Origin of the sequence: Streptomyces sp. HUAS CB01, from assembly GCF_030406905.1 — a bacterium.
Lineage (GTDB): Bacteria > Actinomycetota > Actinomycetes > Streptomycetales > Streptomycetaceae > Streptomyces > Streptomyces chengbuensis.
Genome location: NZ_CP129137.1, coordinates 3,350,242 through 3,364,539, shown reverse-complemented (window position 1 = coordinate 3,364,539; position 14,298 = coordinate 3,350,242). Strand labels below are relative to the sequence as shown.

The following is a 14,298-nucleotide window of genomic DNA, read 5'->3' as shown; positions in this document are numbered from 1 at the left end:
CGTGCGCGACGTCGCCTCACGGGTGAGCGGCCGCAAGGACGGGCGCGTCGACGGGGTCTTCTCCTGGACTCCCTGACCGCGCCGCCACCGACGTGTCCCCATGCGGCCGGGCGCCGCATGGGGACGCTCGCCGTTCCGGCGCTTCTGTTCTGCCCTTCTCAGTCTCTCTCGTACGGAATGTACGAGGTGTGCTATACAAGTCGATAGTAGTCCTACTACGGAACACACGGGTAGTTGGATAGCTTGTCGTAAGAGCACTGGAGGAATGGGGGTGAGTGCACTTGATCGAGGTGACAGAGCTGGCCGGAGCGCGTGGCGAGTCCCGACCGGATGAGGACCTGGCCCTGGAGGTGCGCGACCTGCGGATGCGTTACGGCTCGCAGGACGTGCTGCGCGGGGTGGACTTCACTGCGGACCGCGGTGAAGTGCTCGCCCTGCTGGGGCCCAACGGAGCCGGCAAGACGACGACCATCGAGATCCTCGAAGGCTTTCGCATGCGCTCGGCGGGTGAGGTGAGCGTGCTCGGTGTCGACCCGGCGAACGGCGGCGAGGCCTGGCGCTCGAAGATCGGCGTCGTGCTGCAGTCCTGGCGCGACCACGGCCGGTGGCGGGTGCGGGAGCTGCTGGACCATCTCGGCCGCTACTACGTGCCGTACTCGACACCGCAGCGCAAGCGGCCCTTCGACACCGACGAGCTGATCCGCACCGTGGGGCTCGAGGATCACGCGCAGAAGAAGATCAGCTCGCTGTCCGGCGGCCAGCGCCGCCGGCTCGACGTGGCGATCGGCATCGTCGGGCGGCCGGAGGTGCTCTTCCTGGACGAGCCCACCGCGGGCTTCGACCCGCACGCGCGCCGGGACTTCCACGACCTGGTGCACCGGCTGGCCGACCTGGAGGACATGACCATCCTCCTGACCACGCACGACCTGGACGAGGCCGAGAAGCTCTCCGACCGCATCGTCATCCTCGCGGGCGGCAGGATCATCGCCAACGGCAGCGCCGACCAGCTCAGCCGGCAGGTCGCCGGGCAGGCGGAGGTGCGGTGGAGCCGGGCCGGGGAGCGGTTCGCCCACGCCACGGACGACGCCACCCGGTTCGTGCGCGAGCTGTTCGCCCAGTACGGCGACGAGATCGCCGACCTGGAAGTGCGGCGCAGCAGCCTGGAGGACACGTACATGGCCCTGGTCCAGCGCCATGAGAGCGGCCGGGCGGAGGAGGAGACGTCGCTGTGAACACGACCACGCACGCCGTCCGGGTCGGCGTCAGCCGCGGCTGGCACGAGTTCCGCCAGACCCTGGCCAGCGCGGACCAGATGTTCAACGTGCTGATCGCCGTCGTCTTCGTCACGGTGCTGGTCTTCCAGCGCGACGCCGAGCTGGAGGGCACCGACGTGTCGCTGGCCGCGGTGACGCTGCCGAGCATGCTCGGCATGCTGGTGGCCTTCGGGGGCTTCGCGGGGGCGTCCTCGCAACTGTCGACGAACCGGGAGGACGGCACGCTCCTGCGCGCCAAGGCCGTGCCCAACGGCATGATCGGCTATCTCGTCGGCCGGGTCGTCCAGGTGTCGCTGGACACGATCGTCAGCATGCTGATCATCCTCATCCCCGGCCTGTTCCTGGTCCACGAACTGTCGGAGGCCGGCATCACGGGCTGGCTGACCCTGGTGTGGGTGCTCGCCCTCGGGCTGCTCGCCACCCTGCCGTGGGGGGTGATCATGGGCTCGCTGGCCAAGAGCCCCCAGGCCTCACCCTTCGGCTTCACGATGCTGCCGATCATGGCGATCACCGGCATCTCGGGTATCTTCTACCCGATCTCCGGACTGCCGGACTGGCTTCAGGTGATCGCCCAGATCTTCCCGATCTACTGGCTCGGGCTCGGCACGCGCTCGGCCCTGCTGCCGGACTCCGCCGCCGCGGCGGAGATCGGCGATTCCTGGCGGCACCTGGAGACCCTCGGCGTGATCGGGGCGTGGGCGGTCGTCGGGCTCCTGCTGGCACCCACGATCCTGCGCCGTATGGCCCGCCGCGAATCCGGGTCGGTGATGGAGCAGCGACGGCAGCAGGCCATGCAACGTGTCGGCTGAACGAAAGAGAAACGCACGAACCACGATGAGTGACACCGTCTACAACCGGATCGCCATGCTGCGCGCGGAACGCGGGATCTCGCGCCGGCAGCTCTCCGAGGCCCTGGGGATCCATTACCAGACGGTGGGCTACCTCGAGCGGGGCGAGTACAGCCCGAGCCTGTATCTCGCCCTGCGCATCGCCGAGTACTTCGAGGTGCCGGTCGAGGTCGTCTTCTCGACCTCGCCGTTCCCCCGGCTGGGGAGCGGCGAGCGCTCCGCCTAGGGCGGGTGGCGAAAGCAGCTCCGTCCGCCCGCAGGGCGGGGCCTGCGGCGTCCGGTGCGTGCGAGCGCACGTCCTCGTCCTGGACGTGCTCGGATGACTCCGGCGACGCAGCGAGCGTGCGAGCCGGGCGGCGCGGGCCAGGAGGGACTTTCGCCACCCGCCCCAGGGGCTGTCCGGCCGACTCTGCCGGGCACACCCCGGTCCTCGTGGTGGACAGCACCACGGGTTGATACGCCCCAACGGATACTCACCACTCATCCTGCGAGAGAGAGCCCTCATGCCAGAGTCACAGACGGGGGAGCGCGCTCAGGCCGCGGGTGACTTCCTCCTGCGTGTCCACGCCGATCTACGGCGCGAGCTCGCCACGATCCGCCGGGACCTGGAGGACGTGGTCGCCGGCCGACCCGTGAAGCCCGCGCCACAGCCCGGCATCCGGGCGCAGCTCGCCTTCCACTGCCTTGCCGTGTGCGATCTGCTGTCGGGCCACCACACCCACGAGGACGGCGCCTTCGGCTACTTCAAGGAGCAGTTCCCGCAGCTCGGCCCCGCCATCGACCGCCTGACCGAGGAGCACGAGGTGGTGGCCCGGTCCCTGACGGAACTGCGGGCCCTCGTGGCCTCGTTCGAGGCCGGTGAGGCCGAGCCGGAGGCGGTGCTTCAGGAGGTGATACGGCTGACCGCCGATCTGGAGGAGCACTTCACCTACGAGGAGGAGCAGCTCATCCCCGTCCTGAACGCCCCGGACTGACTGATCCCTGACACGAGCCGGCCCCGTCTCTCCGCCCGTGCGGTGGAGACGGGGCCGGCCCATGCCCGGGGACCGCCGTCACAGCGAGGTGAGCACCGTGCGCAGCGCCTCGATGACCCGGTCCTGGAGGCTCTCGGGCAGCGAGGGGTACATCGGCAGCGAGAAGATCTCGTCGGCGAGCGCCTCGGTGACCGGCAGCGAGCCCTTGGCGTAGCCGAGGTGGGCGAAGCCCGTCATGGTGTGCACCGGCCAGGGGTAGCTGATGTTCAGCGAGATGTCGTACCGCTTCAGCCGCTCGATGATCTCGTCACGCTGCGGATGGCGCACCACATAGACGTAGTAGACGTGGGTGTTGCCCGGATTGACCGACGGCAGGACGAGACCGCCGTCGCCGGTGAGGTCGGCCAGCGCCTCCTCGTAGCGGCGGGCCACGGCTCGCCGGCCCTCGATGTAGGCGTCGAGCCGGGTGAGCTTGCGGCGCAGGATCTCCGCCTGCACCTCGTCGAGCCGGCTGTTGTGGCCCGGCGTGGTGACGACGTAGTAGACCTTGTCCATGCCGTAGTAGCGCAGCTTGCGCAGGGCCCGCTCGACGTCCGCGCTGTCCGTGAGCACGGCGCCACCGTCGCCGTACGCGCCGAGGACCTTGGTCGGGTAGAAGGAGAACGCGGCCGCGTCGCCCAGGGTCCCTGCCGGGCTGCCGTGGTGACGGGCGCCGTGCGCCTGGGCGCAGTCCTCCAGGATGTGCAGCCCGTGCTCGTCGGCCAGGCGCCTCAGCGGCGCCATGTCCACGCACTGGCCGTAAAGGTGCACCGGCAGCAGCGCCTTGGTCCTGGGCGTGATCGCGGCGGAGACCTGCTCGGTGTCCATCAGGAAGTCGTCGGCCCTGACGTCCACGAAGACCGGTGTGGCGCCGGAGCCGTCGATGGCGACCACGGTGGGTGCCGCGGTGTTGGAGACGGTGATCACCTCGTCGCCGTGACCGACGCCGAGCGCCTGCAGCCCGAGCTTGACGGCGTTGGTCCCGTTGTCGACGCCCACGCAGTGCCCTGCACCGTGGTACGCCGCGAACTCCTCCTCGAACCCCTGCACGCTCGCGCCGAGCACGAGTCGTCCGGATGCGAAGACGGTCTCGACCGCGTCGAGGATGTCCTTGCGCTCGTTGTGGTACTCCGGCAGGTAGTCCCATACATAGGTGGGCATGCGGGCCTCAGCCTCCAATGCGGTTCGAATGCGCTGTGGTTGTCGGAGTGGTGGTGGCGAGGTCCTGCCACAGGGCGCGCACGGCGTCCGTGAGGGTGCGGCGCGGCCGCCAGCCCAGGAGCCGCTCGGCCGGCCGGACGTCCACCTGGAGCCAGTCCTCCGCCCGGCCGCCGGACGGCACCCCGGCCGGCTCCTCGCGCTCCACCACCCGGGCGGGCACCCCGCTCACCTCGATGAGCAGATCGACCAGGGAGCGGACGGAAATCGCCTCGCCACGGCCGATGTCCAGCACCTCCGCGGTCACCGAGGCCGCCACGGCCGCGGTGACCGCGTCGGCCACGTCCAGTACGTCGACGTAGTCGCGATGCGCGCGCAGCGGCGCGAGTTCGACGACCGCCGGGCCGTTCGCGTGCGCGTCGGCGGCGAGCAGCCGCTCGGCGACCCGGCCCAGCAGGCTCACCGCCGGTGTCCCCGGTCCGACCACATTGGCGATGCGCAGCACGAGGGCATCGAGCTGCCCGGCCCGAGCGCGCTCCAGTACGGCGCGGGTGGCGGCGAGTTTGGCCCGGCCGTACGCGGTCGTCGGGCCGGTCGGGGTGGTCGCGCCCGCCGTGCTGCCCGGCGGCAGGGTGCCGTACTCCAGCACTGAGCCGAGGTGGACCAGTCGGGGGCGCCGCGGCAGCAGCGTCAGCGCGTCGAGCAGCCGGAAGGTGGGCTCGGCGGCGCCGGCCCACATGGCCTCGTCGTTCCGGGCCCAGATGCTGCCGACGCAGTTGACCACGGCCGGCGGCCGTTCGGCGGCCAGGAACGCGGCGGTCTCGCGTACGGCGGCGGTGCCCAGATCCAGCGCGGCGAACCGGTACGCCGGCGTCGGCCGCGGCGGCCGCCTCGCCACGGTCACCACCTCGTGGCCCGCGGCGCGAAGCGCCGTGCACACATGGCGTCCCACGAACCCCGTACCGCCGAAGACCACCACCCTGTCGCCGAAGGCCATCGCAGCCTCCTCCCCGTCCGCCCCTACCGGTCCTGTCCGCCTGCCTGCGCAGCGTGCTGGGCGACGGTCGAGCCTCGCTCAAGGGCCGTTGAGAGCCCGTGAGGAAATCCCCGCCCGTGCCGCGATGCCCGGCACGCACGCACCAGACGCCGCGGCGCCCGCCCCCCGGGCGAACGACGGGGACGACGCCTTGGACCACGGCCGCATCGACGTGGACGGGTCACGGCGGGCACTGACGGTTCCGCCACGGCCCAAGCCGCCGGCGACCGGCCCGCCGTCGACGTGAGCAACTTGCTTCGCCCGGACGCCCCGACCGGCCCGGACCGCCTGTTCTGCCCTGTTCACGGGCGCAACGGACGCTTCAGCGACCACTGCGTTCCCGGCCGGCCGTACTCGTTCGTCGCCGCCCTGGAAACGGGCAGTACGTCGTGGTGCCGGCTGCTGGACGCCGTCCGCGTCGGCCCCGACGACGATGCCGCCGAGGTCACCGCCGCCCAGGTCCGCGGCGTCGTCACCGCCCCGACCCATGGTGGCCAGTGGGAGACGGGGGACCGAGGCATCCTGGTCGTCTTCGACGCCGGTTCGACGCCCCGCGCATGGCCTGCCTCCCTGATGGCCTCCCGCTGGAAGTACGGGGCGGACGGGCTCGGACCGGGTGATGCGCAGACCGGTCCCCGCGACGTGACCCGGCCGCGGCAGGGCGGCCGGCCGCCCGAGCACGGCAAGGATTTCGTCCGCGGCCTTGCCCGCGGGGGATGGCCGGAGCCAGGGGGCGGTCAGAGCCAGCCCGCCTCCCTGGCGATACGGATCGCGTCCACGCGGTTGCGGGCGCCCAGCTTGGTCACCATGGTCGACAGGTAGTTGCGGACCGTGCCGTTCGACAGGGTCAGCAGTTTGGCGATCTGCCGTGCTCCCTCGCCCTCGGCCGTCAGCCGCAGTACCTGCAGCTCGCGCGCGGTGAGCGGATGCGGCTGGGCGTCGAGCGCGGCGAGCGCCAGTTCCGGATCGATGACCCGCTTGCCCTCGGCCACCGCGTGGATGGCCTTCATGAGCTGTTCCGGGTCACTGTCCTTCAGCAGGAAGCCGTACACATGGGCCGCCAGGGCCCGGCGCAGGTTCTCCGGCCGCCCGAGACTGGTCAGGATCAGCGTGCGGCACTCCGGGACCGCGGTCTTGAGCGCCGCCGCGGCGGTCAGTCCGTCCATGCCGGGCAGGTCGATGTCCAGGATGGCCACGTCGGGGCGGACCTCCTGGGCGCGGGGCACGATCTGCGCCCCGTCCCCCAGCTCGGCCACCACCTCTATGGCGGACTCCAGTTCGAGGAGCGACACCAGCGCCTTGCGCAGCATGTGCATGTCTTCGGCAATAAGAACACGGACCGCATTCCCCCGTTTGTCCATCTCTTTCGTCCCCGTTCGCCAAGCTGTGGTGGTTGAGTCTCGCCGAGGTCCGGCCTCGTCACAAGCGTCCGACGAGGCCGGTACCGGCACAAGAGGTCTGAACCAATACCGCGTCCGGGCCTCCGGGGGCGTGGGCCCGGACGCGGGTCCGGGCCGGGCGGCCCGGGTGCCGTCAGCCCTGCCAGTTCTCCGTCCACAGGCCGAAGACCGTGCCCGTGGGGTCCCGCAGATCGGCGAAGGCCTGGGTGCCCTGAACGTTCATCGGTTCGGTCACCACCGCGGCCCCCAGCGCGGTCGCGTGCTTCAACGCGCCCGGCAGATCCGCCACCTGGACGTAGAGCACACTGCCCGGCGCCTCTGAGCGGTCCTTGTCCGCGACCATGCAGCCGATCATCCGACCCCGGTTCAGCACCGCGAAGGTCAGGTAGTTGATCTCGTGGAACTGCCAGCCGAACAGCTCGCCGTAGAAGGCGCGGGCGGCGTCGGTGTCCGGGGTCCTGAGATGCCAGAAGACGACCATTCCCTCGTCGGAGTCGGCCTCCTGCGCGGAGCCGGTGGTGTCGTGGTCCTCGTGAGCCGTGGTCATCAGTACCGCCCTCTCGTGTGTGTGTTCCGGTTCATGCGGGTGCGTTCCGGGCGACATGGGTGAGCCGCTCCGTGCGCACGTCGGCGAAGCCCTCCAGGCGGTGCCAGGAGGCGTCCTCGCGTGCCCGGTCGCGGTCCGCGGGATCCCACCAGTAGCCGATGCCCGTGTAGTGGTCGGGGCTCTGCAGTGAGCGGTTCAGGTCCGCGTAGCCGAACCCCGGCAGTGTCCGCATCGTCCTCGCGTGATCGACGAAGGCGGACTCGAGCTCCTCGGCCGATCCGGTCAGCCGGTAGGTGGTGACCTCGATCAGCGGCGCCCGCGGCTCGTCGCGCTCCCCCGCCGGCTCCGGCGGGCGGACCCGGAAGAGGTTCTTGCACGGATCGACCGCGGCGTCCTCGAGCATCGACCGCATCGTCACCTGGTGCTCACGGAACTCCACGCTCTGTACGACGCCCTGGAACGCCCGCTGGTTGTGCCACCAGCCGAAGTTGAGGTACACCGACGGGTCGTCGGCCAGGGTGAGCGCGTGCTGGGAGGCGAAGCCCTCCTGGGTGCGCATGAACTCCACGTGCTCCAGGAAGAACTTCTCGAAGTCCTTCGGGTTCCCCTTGGTGGCGAACCGAGCGACCACGGTGATCAGACCGCTCAGGTCCCGTGTCTCGTCCAGGACCGCCGTGCCCCGGCGGGCGCCGCCCGGCGCCCCGGCAGCCGGCCGCACCGTCAGCTCCTTGCGCGTGATCAGCTCCGCGCGCAGCTCACGCCGCGGCACCTTGCCGTTGGGCGAGCGCGGCACGGCGTCGACCAGTTCGATGTGGCGCACCTGCTGGTAGTGCGGGACGTCCCGGCCGGTGTCCTCGGCGACAGCGGCGAGGGCGCGGGCGAGGGCGTCGGCCCCGTCCGGCACCTCCCGCAGTGCGACCACCGCATGGGCGACCGCGCCGCTGACCTCGTCCGGATAGCCGATGACGGCCGACTCCTTCACCAGCGGGTGGGCGTCGAGGAGTTCCTCGATCTCGGCGGGCGACACCATGTAGTTGTCGCACTTGAACAGGTCCTTGATGCGGTCGACGACGAACAGGAAGCCGTCCTCGTCGAGGTACCCGATGTCTCCCGTGGCCAGCCAGCCGTCGGCGTCGACCGGGCTCGGCTCCTCGGGGTCGAGGTAGCCCTTCATCACCTGCGGCCCACGGACGAGCACCTCGCCGCGCCGGCCGGGTCCGAGCACCTGACGCGTCCTCATGTCCACGATCCGGCACTCGGTGTCCCGCACGACCGGACCCACCGAGCCCGGCCGAGGGTCGCCGGGCCCCGCCGAGTGGGTCAGCGGGGACGTCTCGGCCAGCCCGTACCCCTGGAACACCGGAATCCCGAAGTGCTCCGCGAGCCGGGTTCCGACCCGGGGCGAGAGCGCGCTGCCCCCCGAGGCGATCATCCTGACCGTGTCCAGGCGCAGCTCCGGCAGCTCCGGGTCCGTGGCCAGCCGGTTCAGTTTCATCGGGATCGTGTAGAAGTGGCTGGCGCCCGCGGCGTTCGCCGTCTCGATCGCCGCCCGGTTCTCCGGCGCTGTGCACGGCACATGGACGGCACCGGCGTGGACCACCGCGTTCATGTGCATCAGATGGAACTTGGGCAGGTGGTTCAGGACCACCGAGTCCGGCCCCAGTCCGTGCGCCTCGGCCACCTGGGCGGCGTTGACGGTCAGATTGCGGTGGGTGAGCAGAACTCCGCGCGGCAGACCGGTCGTTCCGCTGGTGAACTGCACGCACGCCACGTCCTCGGGCGACATCGCGGGTGGTGCCGCCATCGCGTTGCCGCGCACCTCGTAGGCCGCGCTCAGGTCGTCGATGGTCCGGATGTCGTTGGCGTCCGAGACCGGTCCCGGACCCACCAGGACCGCCTCGCGCAGCTCGGGCAGCCGGTCCCGCACCCGGCGCAGCTGGGCGAAGAGTTCGGTGGTCACGAGGGCCAGCCGGGCGCCCGAGACGGACAGCAGGTGGTGCAGGACGTGCGGCGGCAGCATCGGATTGATCGGCGCGGCGATGTTGCCGCTGCGGATGATCCCGTAGAACCCCGCCATGAAGTCGGGGTGCAGTGGCGAGGCGATCGCCACCACACAGCGCTCCTCGCCCAGCAGACCCCGCAGGGCCGCGGCGCACATGGTCGCGGCCCGGTCGATCTCGGCGTAGGTGATGTCGCCGTATTCGGCGCGGATCGCCGTCTTCCTCGGGTGGGCGCGGGCGGCGGCCGACAGCAGGTCGTCGACGGTGGTGACGGACTCAGCCATGGGCGCGCTCCTCCGCGTACGTACGTGCGTGCTCCAGCGTGGTCCGGCTGTTCTTGCCCAGCGCGGTACGGATGATCGTCTTCGCCTCGTCGACCGTGGCCTGGTCGCCGAGGACCTTGGCGACACCCGCCCGGTCGACGAGCACCACGTGCCGCGAGGTGGCCAGGACGGTGCCGTCCGGCTGCTCCCGCAGCAGCCACTCGCCGGTGTGGCCGGCCATGGCCGCGGGAACGACGGTCTGCTTGTAGACGATGCGGTGCTCGGGGAAGCAGACCCGCACCGAACGCGTGGTGTGCGTCGTGCCGTCTGCCGTGCGGGTGTCCATCTCCATCTCCTGGATGCCCGCGACATCCTCGCGCAGCTCCAGACGGGCGACATGCGGCAGGCGCTCCGGCCACCGCGCCGCGTCCGCGAGGAAGGCGTACACGTCGCCGATCGCGCCGCGGATCCTTACGGAGTCGTCGAAGGAGAGCGTCAGCTCCTCGATCCCGCCGTCGAGTTCGGCGGCGCCCCGCAGCCGGTCCAGCTCGGCCCGGCTGTTGCGGTCGACGGCCTGCCGGATCCACCGCAGGCCCTCGGGGTCGTCGCCGACGGCGCGGTAGTCGTGGTGCAGGACGACCAGGGTCTCCTGCTCGGACCTGGGCTCCAGCACCCACTCGCCGCCCATCGCCGCCACCGGCGGCTGGGTGATCTCCTGGCGGAACCGGACCGACAGCCGGTCGCGGTCCAGGTTGCGGCGCGAAGTCCAGGTCTTCACCTCGCCGTTGGCCAGGGCCCACAGCCGGATCCGCTCGTCGGAGCCGGTGAGCTCGAGCCGCTCGGCGTGCACGGTGGGTGGAAACACGTAGGGCCACCGCTCCACGTCCGCGATCAGCGCGAAGACGGCCTCGGCGGGCGCCTTCACGGTCACGGAGTGCCGGACGCGCTGTGCCACTGACTCAGCCATGGCGTCTGTGTCCTCCAGCCTCAGGCCCGCCGGCGCCGGAGGAACTCCTGGGCGCTCTTGAGGGAATCGAGGTTGCGTCCGCCGCGCACCTCGGCGACATGGCCCTTGGCCTCCTCCACGGTCCAGCCGCGCTTGGCCACGCCGTTGCGCTTGAGCAGCTCGGTCTGGCCGGTGCGCACCAGCACGCCCTCAGGGGTCTGCTCGAAGTACATGTAGCCGTAGAGCATGTCGTCGAGCGGCGGCAGGCCCTCCAGCTGCCGCCAGATGATCTTCTCGTTGGGGAAGCAGACCCGGGCCTGCTTGGTCGTGTGGAGGGCGCCGCTGGGCACCTGCACGTCCATCACCACGACCTGGAGGTGCTCGACGTCCTCCTTGGCGGAGGCGCTCAGGCAGTGCGGAATGCGCTCGTTCCAGCGGTCCACCTCGTAGAAGTAGTTGTAGACGTCCTCGATCGGCTCGTCGATGACCAACTGCGCCTCGTACGAGACCTCCAGCTCGGCGATGTCGTCGCGGGCGTCGACGAAGCTCCTCAGCTGCTCAAGCTGGGCGGTGGCACCGCGGTCGAGCAGTTGGACGGCCTCCTCGCCGCCGGCCGCCGTGCCGTCGAGGGTGTACTCGTGGCGCAGCTCCACCACGGTGACGCCCCCGGACTGCGGCTTGAAGGACCACTCGCCGGTGGCGGCGGTCAGCGGGGCGGCGGGGTTCTCGTGCACGAAGGTGATCCGCCCGGCCGCGCGGTCCAGTTCCCGGTGGGCACGCCAGGTGCGCACCGAGTCGAGCGGCTGGATCCAGGACCACCGCTCCACCCGGTCGCTGTCCTCGCCGCGCTCCGCGTACGCCGTGTGAATGACCGAGTTGAAGATCCGCCTGTGCTGCTCCACGTCCGCGACCAGGTCGAAGACGACCTCGACCGGAGCCTCGACGGTGACGGAGTGGGCGGAGCCCTTGGTGATGCTCGACACGGATTCGCTCCTCTACGCGTTGGCGCCGCGACGGCAAGCACGAACATGCGGCGCTCGGAGGGCGAATCTGCCAAGCCCCGCTCGAGACCGGCTCCAGGCGTGCTGGACGCCCGTCTGCCGGGCCCGGCAGGGCGGACGGCAGGCTTCGAGCCCGGATCGAGACGGGCCGGTGACCGTGGGGTCGATACACCATCGACTCGGGACGGGAAGCACCGTGAAGGAACGAAAGCTGGGAACCGGCGGACCCGAGGTGTCCGCCATCGGGCTGGGCTGCATGGGGATGTCGGGCGGGTACGGCGCCGCCGACCCCGGCGAGTGCGTACGCGCCGTCCGGCACGCGCTGGACCTCGGAATCACCCTCTTCGACACGGCCGACTTCTACGCCGACGGCGAGAACGAGCGGCTGCTGGGCAGGGCACTGGCCGGCCGCCGCGCCGAGGCGGTGATCGTCACCCGCGGCGGCGTGCGCGCCCGCACCCCGGGTGGGCCGCCCACCGTCCTCGACGGCAGCCCCGCCTACCTGCGCCGGGCGTGCGAGGCCTCGCTGCGGCGGCTCGGCGTCGACCACATCGACGTCTACTGCCTGGGCCGGGTCGACCCCGACGTACCGGTCGAGGAGAGCATGGGGGCGCTGGCCGGACTGCTCACCGAGGGCAAGATCGGGCACATCGCGCTGTCGGAGGTGTCCGCGCAGACACTGCGGCGAGCGCACGCGGTGCACCCGGTCACGGCCCTGGAGAGCGAGTACTCGCTGTGGGAGCGGCACCTCGAGGGCGACATCCTGCCCGCCGCCCGGGAGCTGGGGGTGGGCCTGCTCGCCCACACCCCGCTGGGCAAGGGCTTCCTGACGGGAGCTCTGCGCAGCCCCGGCGAACTGGGCGAGCGCGACCACCGCCGCAACCACCCCCGCTGGCAGGGAGACAACTTCCGGCACAACCGCGCGATGGTCGACGAGGCCGCCGAGACCGCCGCGGAGCTGGGCGTCAGCCGTGCCCGCCTCGCGCTCGCCTGGCTGCTGTCCCGCGGCGAGGACATCGTCCCGATCCCCGGCAGCAGGCGGCCCGCCCACTTGGCGGACAACGCCGCGGCGGCCGAACTGCGTCTGTCCGTGGAGCAGACCGCGCGACTGGAGGGCATCTTCCGGCCCGGCCGGGTGGCGGGATCACGCCACCCCGCCCACCGCAAGCAAGCCGGCGCCGACCGCGACGGCTGACCGGCACGCCGTGCCGCTCGTAGGTGCAGGGGGTGATCCGGGACCACGTCACCGGATCACCCCCTGCGGCTTCATGTGTGGCGTCGGACAGACCCGAACCAGGTGGTCAGCGCCTCACGCAGCCCCTCGGGCTCCGTGTCCCCGGGACCCGCGGCCCAGGCGACGTAGCCGTCGGGCCGGATCAGCAGCGCGTCGGCCGGCGGGGCCGCGACGCCGTCGGCCCGCACCGCTCGCACTCGGGGCGACCAGGCCTCGGCGACGCCCTGCGCCTTGCCGGAGAAGTCGAGCAGCAGTCCATGGCCCGAGTGCAGCAGACGGACCAGGCTCGTGTCGCCGTCCGCGGTCTTCAGCGTCAGATCCCTGGCGAACGTCCCGGTCAGGGAGTGGTCCCCGGTCGGCTCCAGGCGCGTGGCCGCCCCGGTGGCCAGCTCCGCGAGATGGCGGTTGACCTCCGGGAACTCCAGCAGCCTGGAGAACAGCGTGCGCAGCGCGGTGACATTGCGGTCCGGGTTCAGCAGGGCGAGCTGGGTCCTGCTGTAGTCCAGGACGGCCTCGGCGGCCGGCCGCCGCTCCGTCTCGTAGCTGTCGAGCAGCCCCTCCGGGGCCCAGCCGTGCACCAGCGCGGCGAGTTTCCAGCCGAGGTTCGCGGCGTCCTGCAGACCGAGGTTCAACCCCAGCCCGCCGTAAGGGAAGTGCACATGCGCCGCGTCACCGGCGAGCAGCACCCGTCCGGCGCGGTACCGCTCCGCCAGGCGCGTGGTGTCGCCGAACCGCGTCATGAAGGTGGGGTCGGTGATCGCCAGGTCGCGGCCGAGGATCCGGCGGACCGCGCCGCGGAACTCCTCGAAGGTCACCGGGGCGTCGCGGTCCGGGTGGGGGCGCCCGAACTCGTTGGTGACGATCCGTACGACACCGTTGGGCCGCGGGTTGATGTTGACCGTGCCGACCTCGGTGCGGGTGATGCCGCGCCGCTCCTGGGCCATCGTCGGCAGGGAGCAGTCGCAGAGCATCCCGCCCACCGTGGCGTCCGTGCCCGGGAAGGCGATGCCGGCGAGCTTGCGGACCGTGCTGCGCCCGCCGTCGCAGCCCACCAGCCAGCGGCCGCGCACCCGGCGCTCGCCGTCCGGAGCGGCGACCTCGGCGATCACCCCGTCCGTGTCCTGCGCCAGGCCGACCACGTCGTGTTCCCGCAGGACGGTCACACCGAGCGCCCGCGCCCTGGCCTCCAGGACCTCCTCGACCTTCGTCTGCGGCACGTTGAGCAGATACGGATGGTCGGCGTCGATCCTGTCGAGTTCCAGCAGCGGCCACAGCCCGGCGAACGGCATCTTCGGCCAGGGAGCCTTCTCGTGCATCAGCCCGTCGAGGAGCCCGCGGCGGTCCAGGGTCTCCACGGTACGGGCGTGCAGCCCCCAGGCCCGGGCGACGGTGGGCCGCCCCGCGGTGCGCTCCAGCACCACCGCCCGCACCCCGGCGAGGCCCAGCTCACAGGCGAGCATCAGCCCGACCGGGCCGCCGCCCGCGATCACGACGTCCGTGGTGAGGTCGGCGGCGGCGTCCGCCCCGGTGCTCTTCCCCGCGTCCGGGGTCATGGGCAACTCCTTTTCCTGGGTGGTG

14 protein-coding genes are annotated in these 14,298 nt (G+C 71.5%); 6 read left to right on the top strand and 8 right to left on the bottom strand.

Annotation, left to right across the window (positions count from 1 at the left end):
- Positions 1–299: 299 nt before the first annotated feature.
- From QRN89_RS14805 to QRN89_RS14790, 4 genes are all read left to right on the top strand, one after another.
- Entirely contained in the window at positions 300–1,232 is a 933-nt protein-coding gene (locus tag QRN89_RS14805; protein ID WP_390701581.1) for an ABC transporter ATP-binding protein, read from the top strand.
- On the top strand, positions 1,229–2,083 hold the full coding sequence (locus QRN89_RS14800) for an ABC transporter permease (protein ID WP_290349861.1): 855 nt from the start codon (positions 1,229–1,231) through the stop codon (positions 2,081–2,083). Before QRN89_RS14805 ends, QRN89_RS14800 begins: the two co-directional genes overlap by 4 nt.
- A 25-nt stretch (positions 2,084–2,108) precedes the next feature.
- Positions 2,109–2,348 (top strand): helix-turn-helix transcriptional regulator, encoded by a 240-nt coding sequence (locus tag QRN89_RS14795; RefSeq protein ID WP_290349860.1) that lies wholly within the window; start codon positions 2,109–2,111, stop codon positions 2,346–2,348.
- 277 nt (positions 2,349–2,625) lie between these two features.
- The gene (locus QRN89_RS14790) at positions 2,626–3,096 is read left to right on the top strand and encodes a hemerythrin domain-containing protein (protein WP_290349859.1); all 471 of its coding nucleotides are present in this window, start codon (positions 2,626–2,628) and stop codon (positions 3,094–3,096) included.
- Positions 3,097–3,174: 78 nt separating this feature from the next.
- Here the strand turns inward: QRN89_RS14790 and QRN89_RS14785 are convergent, their stop codons facing one another.
- Entirely contained in the window at positions 3,175–4,296 is a 1,122-nt protein-coding gene (locus QRN89_RS14785; RefSeq protein ID WP_290349858.1) for a DegT/DnrJ/EryC1/StrS family aminotransferase, read from the bottom strand.
- A gap of 7 nt (positions 4,297–4,303) precedes the next feature.
- The gene (locus QRN89_RS14780) at positions 4,304–5,290 is read right to left on the bottom strand and encodes an NAD-dependent epimerase/dehydratase family protein (RefSeq protein ID WP_290349857.1); all 987 of its coding nucleotides are present in this window, start codon (positions 5,288–5,290) and stop codon (positions 4,304–4,306) included.
- Between the two features lie 282 nt (positions 5,291–5,572).
- On the opposite strand from QRN89_RS14780, the gene QRN89_RS14775 reads away from it, so the two are divergent.
- A complete protein-coding gene (locus QRN89_RS14775; RefSeq protein WP_356948634.1) occupies positions 5,573–6,151 on the top strand; it encodes a transposase in 579 nt (192 codons plus the stop codon).
- On the opposite strand, the gene QRN89_RS14770 is transcribed toward QRN89_RS14775, so the two are convergent.
- The 5 genes from QRN89_RS14770 to QRN89_RS14750 form a co-directional block, all read right to left on the bottom strand.
- Positions 6,067–6,690: a response regulator transcription factor gene (locus QRN89_RS14770; RefSeq protein ID WP_290349856.1), complete on the bottom strand. Its 624-nt coding sequence runs from the start codon at positions 6,688–6,690 to the stop codon at positions 6,067–6,069. The two genes, QRN89_RS14775 and QRN89_RS14770, sit on opposite strands and share 85 nt — an antisense overlap.
- Positions 6,691–6,862: 172 nt before the next feature.
- Entirely contained in the window at positions 6,863–7,276 is a 414-nt protein-coding gene (locus tag QRN89_RS14765; RefSeq protein WP_290349855.1) for a VOC family protein, read from the bottom strand.
- A 31-nt stretch (positions 7,277–7,307) separates the two neighbouring features.
- Positions 7,308–9,560 carry an AMP-binding protein gene (locus QRN89_RS14760; protein WP_290349854.1) on the bottom strand — a complete coding sequence of 751 codons (2,253 nt, stop codon included), beginning with the start codon at positions 9,558–9,560 and terminating at the stop codon, positions 7,308–7,310.
- Entirely contained in the window at positions 9,553–10,506 is a 954-nt protein-coding gene (locus QRN89_RS14755; RefSeq protein ID WP_290349853.1) for an aromatase/cyclase, read from the bottom strand. Before QRN89_RS14755 ends, QRN89_RS14760 begins: the two co-directional genes overlap by 8 nt.
- A 20-nt stretch (positions 10,507–10,526) precedes the next feature.
- Positions 10,527–11,468 carry an aromatase/cyclase gene (locus QRN89_RS14750; protein ID WP_290349852.1) on the bottom strand — a complete coding sequence of 314 codons (942 nt, stop codon included), beginning with the start codon at positions 11,466–11,468 and terminating at the stop codon, positions 10,527–10,529.
- A 214-nt stretch (positions 11,469–11,682) separates the two neighbouring features.
- Here QRN89_RS14750 and QRN89_RS14745 point away from each other — a divergent pair, with 214 nt between their 5' ends.
- Entirely contained in the window at positions 11,683–12,681 is a 999-nt protein-coding gene (locus QRN89_RS14745) for an aldo/keto reductase (protein ID WP_290349851.1), read from the top strand.
- A 71-nt stretch (positions 12,682–12,752) separates the two neighbouring features.
- Here QRN89_RS14745 and QRN89_RS14740 read toward each other — a convergent pair whose 3' ends face one another.
- Positions 12,753–14,273, bottom strand: coding sequence for an FAD-dependent monooxygenase (locus QRN89_RS14740; protein ID WP_290349850.1), 1,521 nt, complete (start codon positions 14,271–14,273; stop codon positions 12,753–12,755).
- Between the last annotated feature and the right edge of the window lie 25 nt (positions 14,274–14,298).

Excerpts from the sequence above, each read along its gene's own strand:
- QRN89_RS14795 (WP_290349860.1), top strand. The coding sequence starts at position 2,109 with ATGAGTGACACCGTCTACAACCGGATCGCCATGCTGCGCGCGGAACGC.
- QRN89_RS14790 (WP_290349859.1), top strand. The coding sequence starts at position 2,626 with ATGCCAGAGTCACAGACGGGGGAGCGCGCTCAGGCCGCGGGTGACTTC.
- QRN89_RS14785 (WP_290349858.1), bottom strand. The coding sequence starts at position 4,296 with ATGCCCACCTATGTATGGGACTACCTGCCGGAGTACCACAACGAGCGC.
- QRN89_RS14780 (WP_290349857.1), bottom strand. The coding sequence starts at position 5,290 with ATGGCCTTCGGCGACAGGGTGGTGGTCTTCGGCGGTACGGGGTTCGTG.
- QRN89_RS14770 (WP_290349856.1), bottom strand. The coding sequence starts at position 6,690 with ATGGACAAACGGGGGAATGCGGTCCGTGTTCTTATTGCCGAAGACATG.
- QRN89_RS14765 (WP_290349855.1), bottom strand. The coding sequence starts at position 7,276 with ATGACCACGGCTCACGAGGACCACGACACCACCGGCTCCGCGCAGGAG.
- QRN89_RS14760 (WP_290349854.1), bottom strand. The coding sequence starts at position 9,560 with ATGGCTGAGTCCGTCACCACCGTCGACGACCTGCTGTCGGCCGCCGCC.
- QRN89_RS14755 (WP_290349853.1), bottom strand. The coding sequence starts at position 10,506 with ATGGCTGAGTCAGTGGCACAGCGCGTCCGGCACTCCGTGACCGTGAAG.
- QRN89_RS14740 (WP_290349850.1), bottom strand. The coding sequence starts at position 14,273 with ATGACCCCGGACGCGGGGAAGAGCACCGGGGCGGACGCCGCCGCCGAC.